The sequence below is a fragment of the Mobiluncus curtisii ATCC 43063 genome (assembly GCF_000196535.1).
In the GTDB taxonomy this organism is placed as follows: domain Bacteria; phylum Actinomycetota; class Actinomycetes; order Actinomycetales; family Actinomycetaceae; genus Mobiluncus; species Mobiluncus curtisii.
Map to the genome: position 1 here is coordinate 1,861,566 of NC_014246.1, position 16,976 is coordinate 1,878,541.

At 55.9% G+C, this 16,976-nt stretch carries 16 protein-coding genes; 14 read left to right on the top strand and 2 right to left on the bottom strand.

Annotated features, from left to right (window positions below):
• Positions 1-19 precede the first annotated feature (19 nt).
• The gene (locus HMPREF0573_RS08075; RefSeq protein ID WP_041798055.1) at positions 20-877 is read right to left on the bottom strand and encodes a RecB family exonuclease; all 858 of its coding nucleotides are present in this window, start codon (positions 875-877) and stop codon (positions 20-22) included.
• Between the two features lie 84 nt (positions 878-961).
• Between HMPREF0573_RS08075 and HMPREF0573_RS08080 the strand changes: the two genes are divergently transcribed.
• The 14 genes from HMPREF0573_RS08080 (at position 962) to HMPREF0573_RS08145 (ending at position 15,382) form a co-directional block, all read left to right on the top strand.
• Positions 962-2,023, top strand: a complete 1,062-nt coding sequence (locus HMPREF0573_RS08080) for a tRNA (adenine-N1)-methyltransferase (RefSeq protein WP_004006851.1) — start codon at positions 962-964, stop codon at positions 2,021-2,023.
• On the top strand, positions 2,016-3,599 hold the full coding sequence (arc, locus tag HMPREF0573_RS08085) for a proteasome ATPase (RefSeq protein WP_013189529.1): 1,584 nt from the start codon (positions 2,016-2,018) through the stop codon (positions 3,597-3,599). The genes HMPREF0573_RS08080 and arc overlap by 8 nt, the downstream gene beginning before the upstream one ends.
• Before the next feature lie 15 nt (positions 3,600-3,614).
• Positions 3,615-5,195, top strand: coding sequence for a proteasome accessory factor PafA2 family protein (locus tag HMPREF0573_RS08090; RefSeq protein WP_041798057.1), 1,581 nt, complete (start codon positions 3,615-3,617; stop codon positions 5,193-5,195).
• A gap of 45 nt (positions 5,196-5,240) precedes the next feature.
• Positions 5,241-5,438, top strand: coding sequence for a ubiquitin-like protein Pup (locus HMPREF0573_RS08095; protein ID WP_013189531.1), 198 nt, complete (start codon positions 5,241-5,243; stop codon positions 5,436-5,438).
• 3 nt (positions 5,439-5,441) lie between these two features.
• Positions 5,442-6,845, top strand: a complete 1,404-nt coding sequence (locus HMPREF0573_RS08100) for a proteasome accessory factor PafA2 family protein (protein WP_013189532.1) — start codon at positions 5,442-5,444, stop codon at positions 6,843-6,845.
• The gene (locus HMPREF0573_RS08105) at positions 6,842-8,515 is read left to right on the top strand and encodes an FKBP-type peptidyl-prolyl cis-trans isomerase (protein WP_236585882.1); all 1,674 of its coding nucleotides are present in this window, start codon (positions 6,842-6,844) and stop codon (positions 8,513-8,515) included. Before HMPREF0573_RS08100 ends, HMPREF0573_RS08105 begins: the two co-directional genes overlap by 4 nt.
• Positions 8,516-8,523: 8 nt before the next feature.
• A complete protein-coding gene (gene hisF, locus HMPREF0573_RS08110) occupies positions 8,524-9,315 on the top strand; it encodes an imidazole glycerol phosphate synthase subunit HisF (RefSeq protein WP_004006845.1) in 792 nt (263 codons plus the stop codon).
• A gap of 127 nt (positions 9,316-9,442) precedes the next feature.
• Positions 9,443-9,865 (top strand): phosphoribosyl-AMP cyclohydrolase, encoded by a 423-nt coding sequence (hisI, locus tag HMPREF0573_RS08115; RefSeq protein WP_004006844.1) that lies wholly within the window; start codon positions 9,443-9,445, stop codon positions 9,863-9,865.
• A complete protein-coding gene (locus HMPREF0573_RS08120; protein ID WP_013189533.1) occupies positions 9,865-10,713 on the top strand; it encodes an indole-3-glycerol phosphate synthase TrpC in 849 nt (282 codons plus the stop codon). Before hisI ends, HMPREF0573_RS08120 begins: the two co-directional genes overlap by 1 nt.
• Positions 10,713-11,795, top strand: coding sequence for a prolipoprotein diacylglyceryl transferase (lgt, locus tag HMPREF0573_RS08125; RefSeq protein WP_041798059.1), 1,083 nt, complete (start codon positions 10,713-10,715; stop codon positions 11,793-11,795). The genes HMPREF0573_RS08120 and lgt overlap by 1 nt, the downstream gene beginning before the upstream one ends.
• Positions 11,796-11,956: 161 nt before the next feature.
• Positions 11,957-12,196, top strand: coding sequence for a hypothetical protein (locus HMPREF0573_RS08130; protein WP_004009546.1), 240 nt, complete (start codon positions 11,957-11,959; stop codon positions 12,194-12,196).
• Positions 12,197-12,295: 99 nt separating this feature from the next.
• Positions 12,296-12,736, top strand: coding sequence for a LexA family protein (locus HMPREF0573_RS08135; RefSeq protein WP_004006840.1), 441 nt, complete (start codon positions 12,296-12,298; stop codon positions 12,734-12,736).
• Positions 12,718-14,088 carry a Y-family DNA polymerase gene (locus HMPREF0573_RS08140; protein WP_013189535.1) on the top strand — a complete coding sequence of 457 codons (1,371 nt, stop codon included), beginning with the start codon at positions 12,718-12,720 and terminating at the stop codon, positions 14,086-14,088. Before HMPREF0573_RS08135 ends, HMPREF0573_RS08140 begins: the two co-directional genes overlap by 19 nt.
• Before the next feature lie 178 nt (positions 14,089-14,266).
• Positions 14,267-15,382, top strand: coding sequence for a zinc-binding dehydrogenase (locus tag HMPREF0573_RS08145; protein WP_236585883.1), 1,116 nt, complete (start codon positions 14,267-14,269; stop codon positions 15,380-15,382).
• A gap of 96 nt (positions 15,383-15,478) precedes the next feature.
• On the opposite strand, the gene HMPREF0573_RS08150 is transcribed toward HMPREF0573_RS08145, so the two are convergent.
• A complete protein-coding gene (locus HMPREF0573_RS08150; RefSeq protein ID WP_004009550.1) occupies positions 15,479-16,972 on the bottom strand; it encodes a DUF1846 domain-containing protein in 1,494 nt (497 codons plus the stop codon).
• Positions 16,973-16,976 lie beyond the last annotated feature (4 nt).

Below are 16,976 nucleotides of genomic sequence, written 5' to 3' on the forward strand. Positions count from 1 at the left end.
AGGAAGGTTCGTGAACTGCCTAGCCCGCGGCGGCAGGACCGATTTCCGAAATTTTTTCTAACATTGCTGGGTCGACTTCCGGGCTAATACCACCGAAAACGGGACAGAGGTTTTGAAAGTAACACCAGTCGCAGAGTCGAGATTTCCGCGTTTCAAAACGATTCGCGTGCAGGTGAGCAGCTATGTCTGACCACAGCGCGTTAATTTCAGCTGCGAACTCGTCTACGTTGGCATCTGTGGGGTCGAACGTCAGAACCTGAGGGTTGCCTCCCAGGAACAACAACTGGGTCCGCTTGGGAGTGACTTGATATTGTTCCCGGTACAGCAGAGCATACATCCGCATCTGAAAGACGTATTCTCCGGTAAAGCGCATATCGGGAGCCTTGCCGGTCTTGTAATCAATGATGCGTACGTCCCCGTTGCCTGCCTGTTCTACACGGTCGATAAATCCGCGCAGCTTTAAACCGCTGGATAATACCGTTTCCACCCCCAGCTCCCGACCGCTAGGATGCAGCCGGCGCGGATCTTCCAAGGAAAAATAAGCATCAATAAGCTGGCGGGCGGCAGCTTTCAACTCCTGCTCGGAAGTCTGTGCCAAGACTTCGGAAAGTTTATAAGCTCCATCCGTGACCTTTTCCCAAGCGCGGTCCACGGTTTCACGCACCGTGGGAGCTTGTCGCTCGGCGGGAGGCAAATCAAACATATCCTCCAGCACCTTATGCACTAAACTGCCGCGCAAAGCGGCGGGGCTTTGCGGTTCTGGGAGTTTATCAACGTATTTGAAACGCCACTTTAGGGGACATTGTTGAAACTGTTTCGCCGAAGATGCCGAAAGCGCTGGGGGACGAGGAGCGGGGGCAGATGACGATTCACTCATGCCTTCAGGTTATCGCCTGACTGCCAAAAATCTCTTCGTTTACCAGACCGATTGCGTCGGGGTGAAAAACCATAGGTTAAGATAATGGCTATGGCTCAATCTCAGGAAAAACCATTCATTCCCGGCGGTCCAGCGCGTCGCCGCGGTCCGTTTCGCAGTGGAGAGTGGGTCCAGCTGACCGATGAAAAAGGTCGAGTGCATACGACTCTACTGCGCGAAAACGGCTATTTCCAATGCCATCAAGGAACCTTGCGTCACCAAGAAATTATTGGGAAACCGGAGGGCACAATTTTTCCTTCGGAGCGCGGCGAACATCGCTTCACCGCCTTGCGTCCCCTGCTGGTTGATTATCATCTGTCCATGCCACGCGGGGCGCAAATCCTCTATCCAAAAGACGCTGCGCAAATCGTGATGGAAGGCGATATTTTCCCCGGTGCGAACGTTGTCGAAGCCGGGGTGGGCAGTGGTGCTATGACTATGAGCCTGTTGGGGGCAGTAGGGTCATCCGGGCATGTCACCAGTTTTGAGTTACGTCCCGATTTTGCAGAGGTAGCGCGATGCAACGTAGAGATGTGGTTTTGTGGGGACGTGAGCAACTGGGAGTTGCGCCTGGCTGATCTCAGTGCAGGGCTGCGAGATGGCGTGGCAGATAAATCTGTGGACCGGGTGGTGCTGGACATGTTAAAGCCGTGGGAGCACCTGGAACAGGTCCATCGAGTGCTGGTGCCTGGCGGGGTGCTGACCTGCTATCTCACCACCATTACGCAGCTGGCGCGGATGGTGCAAGACCTACGAAACTTCGGCGGATTCACGTCGTTGCGCTCTTGGGAGTCCCTGGTTCGACCGTGGCATGTTGACGGTTTGGCGGTCCGACCTGATCACCGCATGATTGCCCATACGGGATTTATATTTACAGCGCGCCGCCTGGCTGACGGCGAAACTTCCATTCGGCACGGCGAGGAAGCAGTGGGACAGTTCGACTCCCGCGACGCCCTGTGGGAAGACGAAACCCTTGACTATGAGGCCCCGCGCCCAATTTCGGATCAAAAATTGCGTCGCGTCATCCGGGATGCCACGGAAAAAGCCGCCTATCAACGGGATCAGACGGCTCGCCGGGAGACACATCAGGAGGAGCGCGATGAATGATTCCAATCCGAGTATCGAAGATCTGAAACGTGAGGTTATTTCTGTCGGAGAACACAACGCACGCCTGAAAGCTGCTCTGCGAGAATCAAAAACCCAACTGGAGTCTCTGCGTTCCCAGCTGCGACAAATCGGTCAACCGCCCTTGTCGCACGCTATTTTTGAAGGATTTTCCACCGATACTGTGACCGGAACGGATGTCAACCAGCCCTCTCGACTGGCAGAGGTCGCTTGGGACGGAAAGCACGTTCGCTTAGCGGTGCAGGAGTTCGCGGGGGTGGACCAGCTCCAACCGGGTGACGCCGTGTGGATAGACGCCACCCCGGTGGTGGTGGGTATCGCCCCACGTTCCCTCTTTGGAACTGTGGCTACCGTATGTGACCTAAAGATGGATCGGTCGGTAGTACGCCTATCCAGCGGAACGGAAGTTGCGGTGCGGCTGCGCCCCGGTTTTGCCGAAACCTTGAAAGTCGGTGACACCCTTTTGGTAAATACGCGGGCAGGTTGGGGATTGGAACTGCTCGAAAGCGCCGGGGTCGAACAAGCATTGCAGCCCGAAGTGCCGGGAGTCACCTATGACGATATTGGGGGGCTGGACACGGAGATCGCGCATATCCGGGCGGCGGTGGAGATGCCCTATACCCATCGCAATCTGTTTGCCTCCTACGGTCTGAGCGCACCCAAAGGTGTCTTGCTGTACGGACCTCCCGGTTGTGGAAAAACCATGCTTGCCAAGGCTGTGGCGACATCCCTGGCGGTGCAATACGACCAACCCAGCGTGTTTCTCTCCGTGAAAGGACCCGAACTGCTCAGCAAGTTCGTGGGCGAAACGGAACGGCAGATACGTGCCATTTTTGACCGCGCTAGAGAACTGTCAGCGGGTACGCACCCCGTGGTGGTGTTTTTTGATGAGATGGAAGCCCTGTTCCGTACCCGCGGCTCGGGTATTTCCTCCGATGTGGAAACTATGTTGGTACCGCAGCTGTTGACCGAGATGGACGGTTTGGATGAGCTGCGAGACGTGATAGTCATTGGCGCTTCAAACCGGGAGGACATGATTGATCCGGCACTGCTGCGCCCCGGTCGCTTTGACGTCAAAATTCGCGTGGGGCGTCCGGATGAGGCGGCGGCGCGGGGTATTTTGGCTCACCATTTCAGCCCAGCGACCCCTTTCGATGAGGCGCAAATGTCCGCGGCCGGGGGAGCGACAATTTTTGCTGTAAACCTGGTGGAAGCCGCGGTCAATCGCCTGTTTGTCCAGGAACCAGCCACTTATCTGTGCACCCTGCGCTACGTCGAGGTAGGGGGTAAAGAACACGAACGGAAAGTGTTTTTTAGCGACATGATTTCCGGGGCGTTGCTGGTTTCGATTGCGAACCAAGCCAAAAATTTAGCGATAGGTCGTGAACTGAAAGGCGACGGGCACGGGATTCGCTGGGAGGATCTCAACGCCGCCCTTGCGGACACTATCGCGCAGACTGCGGCACTAACGTCGCTGCTGCCACCGGAGGCGCTGGCACGAGACTTGGGAATCAACTGCATTGCCAGCGGGGTCGTCCGCGACCCGTCATATTCCTAGTCAGGGGCTGGGCTTGTGACAAATCAACGCGTGGTAGGAATCGAAACCGAGTATGGCATAGCGATTGACCCGGATTCGGAAGTATACACTCAACCCGACTTCCGGCAGAGTCCTGAGAGCCTGTCCGTGGTGGCGGCACAAGCTGTGCGTTCCTGGCAGGCGAGTTTGCGTCCGGATGGGCAGGCGATTGGCTGGGACTGGGAAGGAGAGGATCCTCTCCAAGATTTGCGAGGCACGCGGTTGGACCGCGCCAGTGCTGACCCGACCATGTTGACTGATGACCCCCAGCGGTTTGCCCCGGCATCTCCAGGTGTGGAGACTGCTGCGAAGGACACGTTTTCAGTGCAAGAGTTGGTGGGTCAATCCTCTCCCATGCTGACGAATGTGGTGTTAACCAATGGAGGACGTTTCTATGTTGACCATGCTCACCCCGAGTACTCCACTCCCGAAGTTTTGACCGCCCGCGATGCGGTGGTGTGGGACGTAGCGGGGGAATATGTGGCCCGACGAGCCATGAGCGTTGCCTCCAGCTATGGTTCACCGATTGTGCTGTACAAGAACAACACTGATTCCAAAGGGTGGTCTTACGGTTCACATGAGAACTACCTGTTGGCTCGGGAAGTGCCGTTTCCGCTGCTGCGCGATTGTTTGGTGCCATTTTTGGTGACGCGACCGGTGATTTGCGGTGCCGGTCGGGTCGGTATCGGAAAGAACAGTGAAACTTGCGGTTTCCAGATGTCGCAACGTGCAGATTTTGTCGGCGATTTGGTTGGTTTGCAAACCACGTTCAACCGACCCATCGTCAATACTCGTGACGAATCTCATGCCGGTTCAAAGTGGCGCCGTCTGCACGTCATCAACGGCGATGCGAATCGGTTCCCCGGCTCTATCTTGGCTAAAGTTGCCGCGAGCCGGGCGTGGCTGGCAGCTGTGGAAACGGCTTGGAAGATTAGTCACAAGGCTCCGCCGGTAGAGGGATTGTTTCTAGAGTGCGACCCGGTATCAGCCGGGTGGCAGGTGTCCCACGACATTGATTTTCAGACGACCTTGCAGTGTGCCGACGGGACAGAGCGCAGCGCGTTGGAGTGGCAGTGGGTTGCGGCAAACACAGTGGCAGATTTCTTGCATTCCCAAGACCGGGACGTTCTGTTAGCGGATGCGCTCACTGATGCACTGACCTGGGTAGATACCGTGCGGATGCTGCGCGAGGATCCTGTAGCAGCGGCGCGGCGGGTCGAATGGGTGGCGAAACGTACGATTTTCCAGGCATTGAGTCGGCGAATTCCCGGTGGCTGGTCCAGTGAAAAATTGGCTGCTCTGGACATTCAATGGGCTGATTTGCGACCCGGCTTGTCCCCGGTCGATAAGTTGCGAGCGAAAGGTCACGTTGAGGAGGTCGCGCCCGCTACGGATATTAATTTGGCTGCCACCCAGCCCCCTGCCGGCACACGCGCGAAAGTCCGTGGAGAGGCAGTAGCCCACCGAAAAGACTTGGTTGCAGCTAGTTGGACAGCTTTGGTGGTTCGTGTCGGGCGGGATCGGCTGCAGCGGATTTCCCTGCGTGATCCGTTCTCTAATCAGGCGTTAACTTCGTGATTGCACAGGCTATGCTTACCCTAAAGGTGGAGATGAAGTGGCACAATGGAGAATGTTATGAAACAAGACCAGACAAATTATCCGGCAACCCCCACCTCACCTGACTCGAGTGCGTTTCCTGTCGGATACGGTCAGATTCAAGAACCCGCAGGACTGGACGACCTGCTTGACGAAATCGAGGACCTGGTTGCCGAGGATGCGGGGACCTTCGTGCAAGGGTTCGTGCAAAAAGGCGGCGAGTGAACCTTGGCGCGAAACGCTCACCTGGACTGCTTGCCGCGCCGCATTTTCGGTATCGAGACGGAATATGGCATTCTTGCCGCGGCGGTGTCGGGAGGAAAGCCGGTGGCGGATGCGGACACGGCTGGACGGGTGTTGTTTCGTGACCTCCTCGCCCGCAACCAAAGCACTTCAGTGTTCCTTCCCAACGGGGCACGGCTCTATCTCGATGTCGGATCCCATCCCGAATACGCCACAGCGGAATGCTTGAGCCTAGACGATGTGCTCAACCAAGACCGCGCCGGGGTGGAAATCCTGGCGGATATGGCGGCTGGGGCCAGCAATCGTCTGAGCGCCCAAACTGGCACGAAAACCCAGGTACACCTGTTTAAAAACAACTTGGATGCGGCGGGTCACTCGTGCGGCTGCCACGAAAACTATCTGCTGTACCGAGATGGGAAGTTTCGTTCCCTGGTCGATGCTCTCGTCTCTTTCTTAGTGACCCGTCAAGTCATCACCGGGGCTGGTGCCCTGCTGCGGATTCAAGGGAAAACCCGCTATTGCTTCTCACAGCGGGCTTTCCAGATAGATGACGCCGTGTCCGCCGCCACCACTTCCACCCGCCCGTTGGTGAACACACGCGACGAACCCCACGCGGACCCGAAACGGTATCGTCGTTTGCACGTCATTGTGGGTGATTCCAACGTTTTAGAGCCTCCGACACGTTTCAAAATCGCGACGATGAACCTGTTGCTGGCAGCCCTGGAGGCGGGGGTGGATTTTTCTGACCTCTCTCTGACCTCACCCATCGTCGCGTTACGCGACATCACCTCGGATGTCACAAATTTTGGGGGGCAGATTCGGGTGGAACTGACGGATGGACGACTCTGGAGCGCACTGGATATGCAAGAAACTTTCCGCGACCGTCTCTCAGAAGTGTTTTCCGGGGCTGAGATGGGTGCGGACTATCGCGAAGTTTTGGCGCATTGGGGGCAATGGTTGACGGCGCTACGGAATCAAGATTTGGACGCTTTAACGGGGCATTTGGATTGGGCGACAAAATTTTCGTTACTGAATGGTCTGCGTCAACGTCACGATTTGGAATGGTCTGACTCCAAAATGGCACGTTTGGATCTGGCTTATCACGACATCACCCCCGGAGGGCTTCGCTTGGATCAGCGCGGCTTAGCAACTAGGTTGACCTGCCCGAACGCGGTTGAGGCTGCGAAAACGGTACCTCCGAAAAACACTCGCGCCAAGGTGCGCGGCGCATTGATTACAGCGGCGCGGGAACACCGGGCAGATTTGCAAGTGGACTGGACTCATCTACGTCTGCCGGAATCGGGATTGGGAACCGTGACACTCAGCGACCCCTTTGCAGTTACCAGCCCAGAAGTCGATATGCTTATGAAAACAATGGAGGAAGTTTGAGCGAAGAAAGCCCCCGGCGTTCCTCGCACCGGGCCGCAGGTCCGGTTGATGCAGGAACTTACGTTAGGCGTGAGGTAGACCCGAACCTTTCGCCGCGTCGGCGTGCCCGAATGATGGCGGAGGATGCCGAGCAAAAGTCCTCTGCCGCGACCCAGCCGATAACGGAAGGTGCCAAAGACCTGCTGACGTCTTGGTTAAAAGCCAACGGCTTCGAGGACTTAGAAGCTTTCCAGGAAATGACCCGGAAAGCAGACTCGCAACTTCGTCAAACGTCCCCGTCCGGTCAGGAACTGCCCCCCGCCGCAGCCCCGGCACCGCCTGTCGAAACTCCGCCCCCCGCCCTTGTGCCCCCAGAAGAACAGGTGGTATCGATACCCCTCACTCCGCCGGCAATGCCTGCCGTGTTACCGCGTCGTTCCACCCGCGTGGCGGCACAACAACCGGGGCAAACGCCCGCCCCAATTCCGAACCAAATGGATTACATCCCGTGGACGGAACCCGCCAATCTCGACGTTACCTCGAGCGATACGGAAGTGTCTCCAATCCCGGATTCAGTTATCGAGGATGCCCCCGTCGAAGTATCTGTACCCACAGAAGCTCCGGTACCAGAAGCAATCCTGAGTCTTCCTCCCGAAATGGTGCCTACGGTCAGTTTGCGACGTGAAGACGTGCAAAATCGGGCTTTCGTTGAGCCGGTAAAGCCAAAGGTTCACAGCCCCCGTCGGGCGGCGAAATTGCGACGTGCGGCGTCTCTACCTCGGAGACCGAAACCATTAGCAAAGACGAAGGTCGTCCCGATTGCCCTCACTTTAGGAATTCTCTTGGCGCTCACTGTTGCCTTAGCACTTTTGATTATGTGGTATCGCAGCGCCGTGGCTGTCAGCGACCCCGCGAAATCAAAGATTGAAGTCTTGGGCGCGATCGGGGCGCAACCCGTGCTGACCCTGTCTGAGCCCATTCCTCTGGAACGAAGCTCTACTGAACGTCTGATAAAAGGCGACGGGCAAAAGATTCAAGACAATACCATGGTCGCGTTGCGGGTGACGGTCTTTTCGGGAATGACCGGGAAACTGGAATCCACCCCTGGTGATGAATCCGTGTTGGTAGGTCCGCTTTCTGCCAAGGTCTTCGGTACGGAACTGTATCACGCGGTGCGGGGTGCCACCGAAGGGTCACGCTACCTGTTGAAACAGCCTGTCGAGAAACAGGGCACGTCCACCATGGAAATCGGGGTTATAGATATTATTCCTACCTCCCTGAATGCTCAGATGAAGCCACTACCGCCCGAGGCGGGGGTAACCGTTACCGAAGACCAGGGGCAAGTTCGCCCCAGCATCGTCTCGGACTTCAGCGGTGATTTTCGTTTCTATCCTCTGATTACTGGTTCGGGGGCGACAGTGGCTCCCGGTCAGACGGTACTGGTGAAATATCAGGAATTTTCCTACTCGAATCCGCCCGCACTGCTGAAAGATCACTGGTCTGAACCGGTGAAACTGAAACTCGATGATAAAGTGCAGCAGGGGGCAGCGCGCGGCATTGTGGATCGCAAGATTGGCTCTCGGATGCTGCTGGAAGTGCCTCCTGCCGAAGGCTCCGGGAACCAGGCAACTATCTTGGTTATAGATATTTTGGCGGCCTGGGATAATCCCGAAATGACGAAAGAATCTTGAGGTGACAAATGTCGAACCGTTACGCTGATGACACTCTGACAGTGCGAGTGATTCCCTGTTTGGATGTAAATGCGGGTCGCGTAGTCAAAGGGGTCAATTTTGAAAACTTGCGCGATGCGGGAGATCCTGTCGAACTGGCGGCGAGTTACTGCGCAGCTGGGGCGGACGAAATAACGTTCCTGGACGTGTCTGCCTCCGTGGAGGGGCGGGCGACGATGGCAGAAGTCGTGCAGCAGTGCGCTCGTGAGATTTTTGTACCCCTGACGGTCGGTGGTGGGGTGCGCAGCGTTGCGGACGTGGAACGTTTGCTGAAATCCGGTGCCGATAAGGTCAGTATCAACACCGCCGCGATTGCTCGCCCGGAACTCATCACCGAGATTGCGTCGCGCTTCGGAGTGCAAGTGTTGGTGCTGTCGGCGGATGCCAGGCGAGTGCAGGGCGAGGTACGCACTCCTTCGGGCTATGAAGTCACCACACATGGAGGCAAACAATCTACCGGTATTGACCTTTTGGAATGGATTAATCAGGCCTGCGAACACGGTGCTGGGGAAGTGCTGTTGAACTCGATGGACGCTGACGGCACCAAGTCCGGCTTCGACATTGAGATGCTACAGGCGGTTCGTCCGGTTTGTCCCGTTCCCCTCATTGCTTCCGGGGGTGCAGGTCGCGTCGAACATTTCGTGGCAGCTGCACAAGCCGGGGCGGATGCGGTCTTGGGGGCTTCCGTCTTTCACTTTGGGGAAATTTCAGTGCCGGAAGTTAAGGCGGCTTTAAGCGCGGCAGGGTTCCCGGTTCGCTAGTTTTTACAGCACGGCGTGCGGACTTCGCGACCTTATCGCCTGACCGGGAACAGGCTTGTGCGTTTAGGCAATTTATTTTGCTCTCAGCGATTTGGGTAAATATCACGTCTGCTGGCAATATAATTCCGTGACCGAATTACCCGATGATGTGTCCCAGCGTCTGAAACGCGACGCCCAGGGGCTGTTTGCTGCGGTAATTCAAGATTTTGACACGAAACGCGTGCTCATGGTCGGTTACATGAACGATGAGGCTTTGGCGCGCACTCTGCGCGAAGGGCGGGTCACTTTCTGGTCGCGCAGCCGGCAAGTCTATTGGCGTAAAGGTGACACATCCGGTCATGTTCAGTTCCTGCGCCGAATCGAGATGGACTGCGACGGAGACGCGCTGCTGCTGCAGGTGAAACAGGTAGGTGCCGCCTGCCACACCGGTACCCGGTCTTGTTTTGATGCTGGAGGAGTCATCGCGCCGGCGCGAGTGGACGCAGATGTGGCGACCTCAGAACCCTGGTGCAAGCCCCCCGACGGGGCGACGGAGACGGCGGGTTATTGATGCTGACTTATGAGGAGTTTTACCGTCAAGCCAAAGCTGGGGTTGCCCTGCGCGAGGCCACAGTGCCTTTGGAACTCGTCAAAGAGCAGGCTCGTCACGCTCCCAGCCCAAAAGACGGCTTGGCGGTGCTGCACTCCCGTCCCGGTTTTGTCGCCATCATGGGGGAAATCAAACGGCAAACTCCGACCGCTGGTTTTCTCAATCCCATTGAAGATCCGGTGGAATTAGCCAGGGAATACATCGAAGGCGGGGCAGTAGCGGTTTCTGTGGTGACGGATCATCCTAACTACCTGGGGACGACAGAGGACTTTGTACAGGTCCGTCAGGCTCTGGACGTGCCGCTGCTGCGCAAGGAATATGTGGTCACTCCCTATCAGATTCACGAGTCGCGGGCGATGGGCGCGGATATGGTGCTGCTGATGGTGGCTTTGCTGGAACCGATAGTATTGGAATCGTTGGTGGAACGGACACATTCATTGGGAATGTGCGCTTTGGTAGAGTGTCATTCTCGTTTGGAGGCGCGGCAGGCTATTTCGGCCGGGGCACGTCTCATCGGTATCAACGCTCGGAACCGAGAAACGGGTGCGGTAGATCGCTCCATGTGCGAGCAAACTATTGACGTCATTCCTCCCGACATCACCGTGGTTGCGGAATCTGGGGTGCATGGTCCACAGGAAGTCTTTGATTATGCTCGGGTCGGGGCTGATGCCATCTTGGTCGGTGAAGCGCTGGTGCGTTCTCCTGACCCGGTGAATCTGTTGCGCAAGATGACTTCTGCAGCGCAGCATCCTGCTTTGCGTCCCGATCGGGCATCCCGGTATCGCCATAACACTGAAGGTCACGAGTAATGTTTTCCCTGAGTTTTACCCCTGCGTTAGCGGTTTTGTCTACATATCACGGTCCGCTTTCTGCTGTCCGCACCAGCATTCCCTCTCCGCCTTCGCCGATTTTGTTCAGCTTGGGACCGCTCACGGTTCGCTGGTATGCCTTTTGGATTATTTTGGGCATGGCGCTGGCGATTTTCTGGACCTCCAAGCGTTACCAAGCCCGCGGAGGCAATCCGGAGCTGGTGGGCGACATTGGGGTCTGGATTTGCTTGCTGGGTATCGTTGGGGCGCGGGCTATGGCAGTGTTTTCCTATCCTGGCGATTACTTTGGTCCGGGTATCCCGTGGTGGAAACCATTTGCTATCTGGCAAGGCGGCTTGGCTATCTATGGCGGTATCATCGGCGGATTCCTCGCCATCGTGTGTTTCCTCCGCGTCAAACGACAGCCCGTAGGGGTGTTCCTGGATGCTCTGGCGCCCGCGATGCTAGCGGCTCAAGCTCTGGGACGCTTGGGTAACTACTTTAATCAGGAAGTCTATGGCAGAGCCACGACCTTGCCCTGGGGACTAGAGATTAGTCCCCAGATGGCTCCCGCAAACACGGCACCAGGCACCCTGTTCCACCCAACTTTTCTCTATGAAATTATCTGGAACCTTTTCGCCATGGGCATCCTGCTGCTGTATGAAAAACTCCGTAAGCGTTCCCATAATTCCGAGTTTGTGCAACAGGCGGATTTGTGTCCCCCGACCAATCAATCTTGGGGACGCCTCTGCGCGTGGGAAATCATTGGTCTGTACCTGTTCCTGTACAGTCTGGGGCGATTTTTCCTGGAGTTTGTGCGTATCGACTACCAGTACACGGTTGCTGGGGGAGTCCGCTGGTTCCAAGTCGTTGCCGGTGTTATTGCCGTTGCGGGGCTAGCTGTATTTGGGGTGGCTCGTTACCGGAAACTTCCTCCTGTTCTGACCGAGGTGACCCACTCCGCCCCGGATTGCCCGGAAACGCAATCCATCGAGCTTAACCGAGAAAAATCCCCTTTTGAGCCCAAGTCTAAATCTGAGCCAAAAATGACTGCCAGTACTGAAAAAGACCCCGAAAAATAAATTTATTTCGGACAACGACCCGATTTAAGCAGCAATTTTACGGATGATGCGGTACAATGAATAGCTAAGCAGTAATTCCTAGGGGTTTTTACTGCGAGGGGTTACCGGCGCAACCGATGCGTCCGCCCCTCAGAGGATGAAGAGGAAGAAGGTAAAACAAAATGAATATGAATGAATCTATACATCATCTCACATGGTCTCTTTTTGACCGTAACTCTGACCGCCAAGCTCTTAACTTGTCGCCTCGGTCGATTTTGTCAGAAGTGGTGCGTCCCTGGTTTGACGCTTACCGTCACGATCCGATGATTGAGTCGGCTCTGCGTGATTTGAACGAGGGCGGTGCTCGTCGAGTCCGTGCCCTAGATTTCTTAGGGTTAGATTTGGTGACGACAGCTGCTTAACAGCTAGGCATTTTGACGTAAATTCGCGGCAAGCCCCCGGCTTGCCGCGAATTTTTAGTGTGCTAACCAAACGGAATAAAACATGCTAGACTCGAACATATGTTCGATACTGTGTGGTCTGTAAAATCGTGGCGCCCCTACGCGCTAGTGCAGTCAGAGCTACCTAACGGACTTCCTCTTGCGCCGGATTTGGCGCCGGCAGGATGGCCTTCACCGTCTCAGGATTACTTTGACCGCGACATTGATTTGAACGAACATCTCATCCGCAATCGACCGGCGACTTTCCTGGTACGGGTCGCGGGGGATTCTATGATTAATGCAGGCATCAGCGACGGGGACGAACTCATTGTGGACCGTTCTCTAGAGGCAAGTGAAGGCAACGTCGTTATTGCCATCATTGACGGTGAAATGACGGTGAAACGCCTGCACTTTGGAACTCACGGACCGGAACTGCATCCCGCTAATCCTACCTACCCCATACTGCACCCCTCCGAATTACAAATTTGGGGGGTGGTGACGCGATGTCTGCACCGACTCTAAATCCGGAGGGCTGCCACGAACCCGAACAGACCTCCCGCTGCGAGGTAAACGCCCGTGAGGGATGCAAAGACCAGAGCGGGCTGGTGCATCGGTTTGCCTTAGTAGACGTAGATTCTTGCTTTGCCAGTTGCGAACGGATTTTTCATCCGGAGCTTTTCGGGCGTCCGGTAGTGGTGTTGTCTAACAATGATGGCTGCGTGGTGGCGCGCTCACGAGAAGCGAAAGCATTAGGCATCAAGATGGGTATGCCTTGGTTTCAAATTAGGGCGCGGGCTGAGGCATGCGGCGTCGTGGCGCGGTCCAGTAACTACGAACTTTACGGCTCTATCTCGGCGCGAATTATGGAAATCTTGCGTCAGTTCTCCGCCTCGGTAGAGGTCTATTCCATCGACGAGGCGTTTCTGACGCTCTATGGCAGACCCACGGAGTTCGTGGGCATAGCCCGCAGCTTACGATCCCGAATCCTGCACGACCTGGGGGTGCCGGTTTCAGTCGGAATCGCCCCGACCCGGACTTTGGCAAAACTCGCTTCCCACGGTGCCAAACATACCCCGGCCTTGGGCGGGGTAGCCAGCTGGGATGCTTATACCCCGGCTCAACACGACAGGATTCTACGCGGTACTGAGATTGCTGATTTATGGGGAATAGGGCGACGCCTGAAAAACCGCCTGGAGGCTCTGGGGATTACAGATGCGTTGCAATTACAGAGAGCCAACCCCGGCGAAATTCGCCGCCGTTTCAACGTGAATCTGCAGCAAACCGTGTTGGAGCTCAATGGGGTGCCCTGCATCGAGATTATTGAGCGAGATGCGGTGCGCACTCACCAAGTCATGTATTCACGTTCATTTTCTACGCCAGTGCGTGGGGTTACGCAGGCTTATCAGGTCCTGTCCATCTATTCCCAAAATGTGACGCACCGTCTGCGCCGCCAACAGATGACCGCTGGGGCTCTGTGGGCTTTTGCCTCTACCGCCTGGTACAAGGAGCCGTTTTCGCGGATTAGCGCGATGGCTCCACTACACCCGCGTACCGATGACCCGGTGACAGTCCTGAAAGCAGCCGCAAAGGTCCTGCTGGGACAGGTCGATCCACGAGCAGATTACGTGCGGGCAGGCATCTGTCTGACAGACTTGGGTAAACCTGATCCGCAAGAGCCGTTGCCCATTTTTGCTCCGGACCCGGAATCACGACGCCGGGGAAAAATTATTGACCGAGTTAACGCGGCGGTGGGGGAGGGCTCTGTAGGGCTGGGGCTGGCAGGACTGAAAGCTGCCCCGGACTGGACCATGAAGCGAGAGATGCTGTCTAACCGCGGCACGACGCACTGGTCCGAGCTGGCTCTGGTGCGCTAACACAGCGGCGCAAAAGCGGAAACATTAAGTAAAGCAATCCTTGCTCGCGGAAAAATAAATGAAATAGTTTATGAAAGAGGGACCCCGGTCCCTTGTGAAAAGGCAGAGAGACGAAATAATTGAGCATAAGGTTGGAGATTCTAATCCAGTACCCAACGGACTATCAAAGGAGAAAGTCATGCCTCAAAAAATTCGCGCCTCCATCGCGTATGGCGTTGGTAAAGGGTTTTCTAAGCCCGAAGAACTCATCCTCGATGATCCCATCAAAGCCGAAGTGCTGGTCAATATCGAGGCTTCCGGTCTGTGCCACTCGGATTTGCACCTGGTGGAAGACGACGACAAAATGTTTGAATTCCCGGCTGTTCTGGGCCACGAGGTCGCCGGCACGGTAGAGGCTGTCGGTCCGGAAGTTGTGGGAATTAAACCGGGAGACCACGTGGTGGCCACCCTGGAGCAAATTTGCGGACATTGCGATAAATGCATGGGAGGAAAAGCACATTCCTGCCGTCATCAGGAAGAATGCGTACGCCAGCCGGGGGAGCCACCGCGTCTGCAGTTCCCCGATGGGCGTCCGATTACCCAAGCGCTGGGGATTGGCGGTTTCGCTTCTAAGTCTCTGATTCACCAAAATCAGTTGGCGGTCGTGAATAATCAGGTAGATATGGCTGAGGCCGCTTGCATCGGATGCGCTACCATCACCGGATTCGGAGCGGCAAAGAACTCGGCGAAAGTGCAGCCGGGGGATTTGGTCGCGGTCATCGGCACCGGAGGCATTGGACTGAACGTAATCTCCGGGGCACGGGTGTGTGGCGCGCGCACCATCATCGCTATTGACGTGTTCGACAACAAGCTCGAATTCGCCAAGAAGTTCGGCGCCACCCATGTGGTCAACGCTAAGAAAGAAGATCCAGTCGAGGCTGTGCGCCGCATCACCGGCGGTGGGGTAGACAAGTCCTTCGAAGCCATCGGGTTTACGGAAACTATGAAACAGTGCTGGGATATGCTGGCTCAGGGTGGGACCGCCTACTGTATCGGTTTGGCGAAACCGGATGCCACGATTTCCTTAGAGATTGACCCCATCAACCTGCTATTTATGCAGCGCGGCTTCAAAGGCGTGTGGATGGGGGCGACAAATCCGAAGCACGATATTCCCTACTATGCGGACCTGGCAGTGGACGGTCGGCTCAATATGCACGACATCGTCACCCAGCGCATCCGCTTGGACCAGATTACCGAAGCTTACGAACAGCTCATGCGCGGCGAGGTAATCCGTTCAGTTATCACCGAGTTCTAAACTCATCTAACCATGAAGTCCTGTTTTCCGGGTGAGTCCGCGGGGACTCACCCGGAAAACAGGACGTATTACTCGGCGCGCCGCAGTTCGAGAGGTTTAGCGTTTGCGGTACAGGCGCTTGCGCTGGAACTTCGGTTCCGAAGTGACTTGGATTCCAAGGTTTCTAAATATTCCTTCATCCACTGACCCCAGGATAGTGGTCGTGTGTACGTTCGTGCCCTCCAATTCCTTGAGCATTCCCAGCGCGGCGCGCGCTTCTGCGGAAGTTCCCGCGGAAACGGAAAGGGCAATCAGCACTTCATCGGTATGCAGGCGTGGGTTGTGCGAACCCAAATGTTGGGTTTTGAGGGTTTGAATCGGCTCAATTGACTCGCGGGACAGCAAGTCCATCTCCGGATTAATGTTTGCCAGGTACTTCAGTGCGTTCAGCAGCATGGCAGCGGAGCAACCCAGCAGAGGGGAGGTCTTGCCGGTGATAATCGTGCCGTCGTGGAGTTCAATAGCGCTGCCAGGCTGATTAGTGGCGGCTTCGACTTCCAGGGCAGCTCCCACTACGCGACGTTCCCAAGTGGAGATGCCCGCTTTTGCCATTAGCACCGCAATCCGGTTGGATTCCTCAGCATCGCGACCGTCTCGAGCCTCTTCAACCAAAGCCTTATAGTAGCGGCGGATAATTTCTTGACGGGAGGCTTCTTGGCAAACTTCGTCATCGCTGATGCAATAACCTGCCATATTGACACCCATGTCTGTGGGGCTTTGATAGGGGGATTTCCCGGTGAGCTGCTCCAGCATGGTTTTCAGCAGCGGGAACGTTTCAGTATCGCGGTTGTAGCTGGTGACCTGTACTCCATGTGCCGCCAAATGGTAAGGGTCGATGAGGTTGATGTCTTCCAAATCCGCGGTTGCGGCTTGGTAAGCCAAATTCACGGGATGTTCCAGGGGCAGGTTCCAGATGGGGAAGGTCTCAAACTTGGCGTAGCCTGCTTCAATGCCGCGTTTATTGTCATGATAGACCTGAGACAGGCAGGTTGCCAGTTTGCCGGAACCAGGACCGGGAGCGGTAACTACGATGAGGTCACGGCTGACTTCTACGTAGTCGTTACGACCGAAGCCGTCCTCGGACAGCACCAGTTTCGTATTTGAGGGATAGCCCTCGATAATGCGGTGTCTCGCGACTTTCAGCCCCAGTCGTTCCAGGCGTTCTTTGAATGCAAAAGCCAGGGCGTTGTCGTCTGCAAGTTGGGTCATCACCACGTTCTCGACCAAGAAACCGCCTTCGCGGAACACGTCTATCAGTCGCAACACGTCTTCTTCGTAAGTAATGTCCAAATCGGCGCGTCGCTTTTGCCGCTGCAAGTCCAAGGCGCTGACGCAGACCAAAATCTCAATCTCGTCCTTTAACTGACGCAGCATCGAAATTTTGTTATCAGGAGTGAACCCCGGCAGGACTCTGGAGGCGTGCATATCGTCATAGAGCTTGCCCCCCATTTCCAGGTAGAGACGTCCCCCGATTTCTTTGCGACGCTCCGCGATATGTTGAGACTGCATTTTGATGTATAACTCGTGGTCAAACCCGATTTTCCGGCTCATAAAA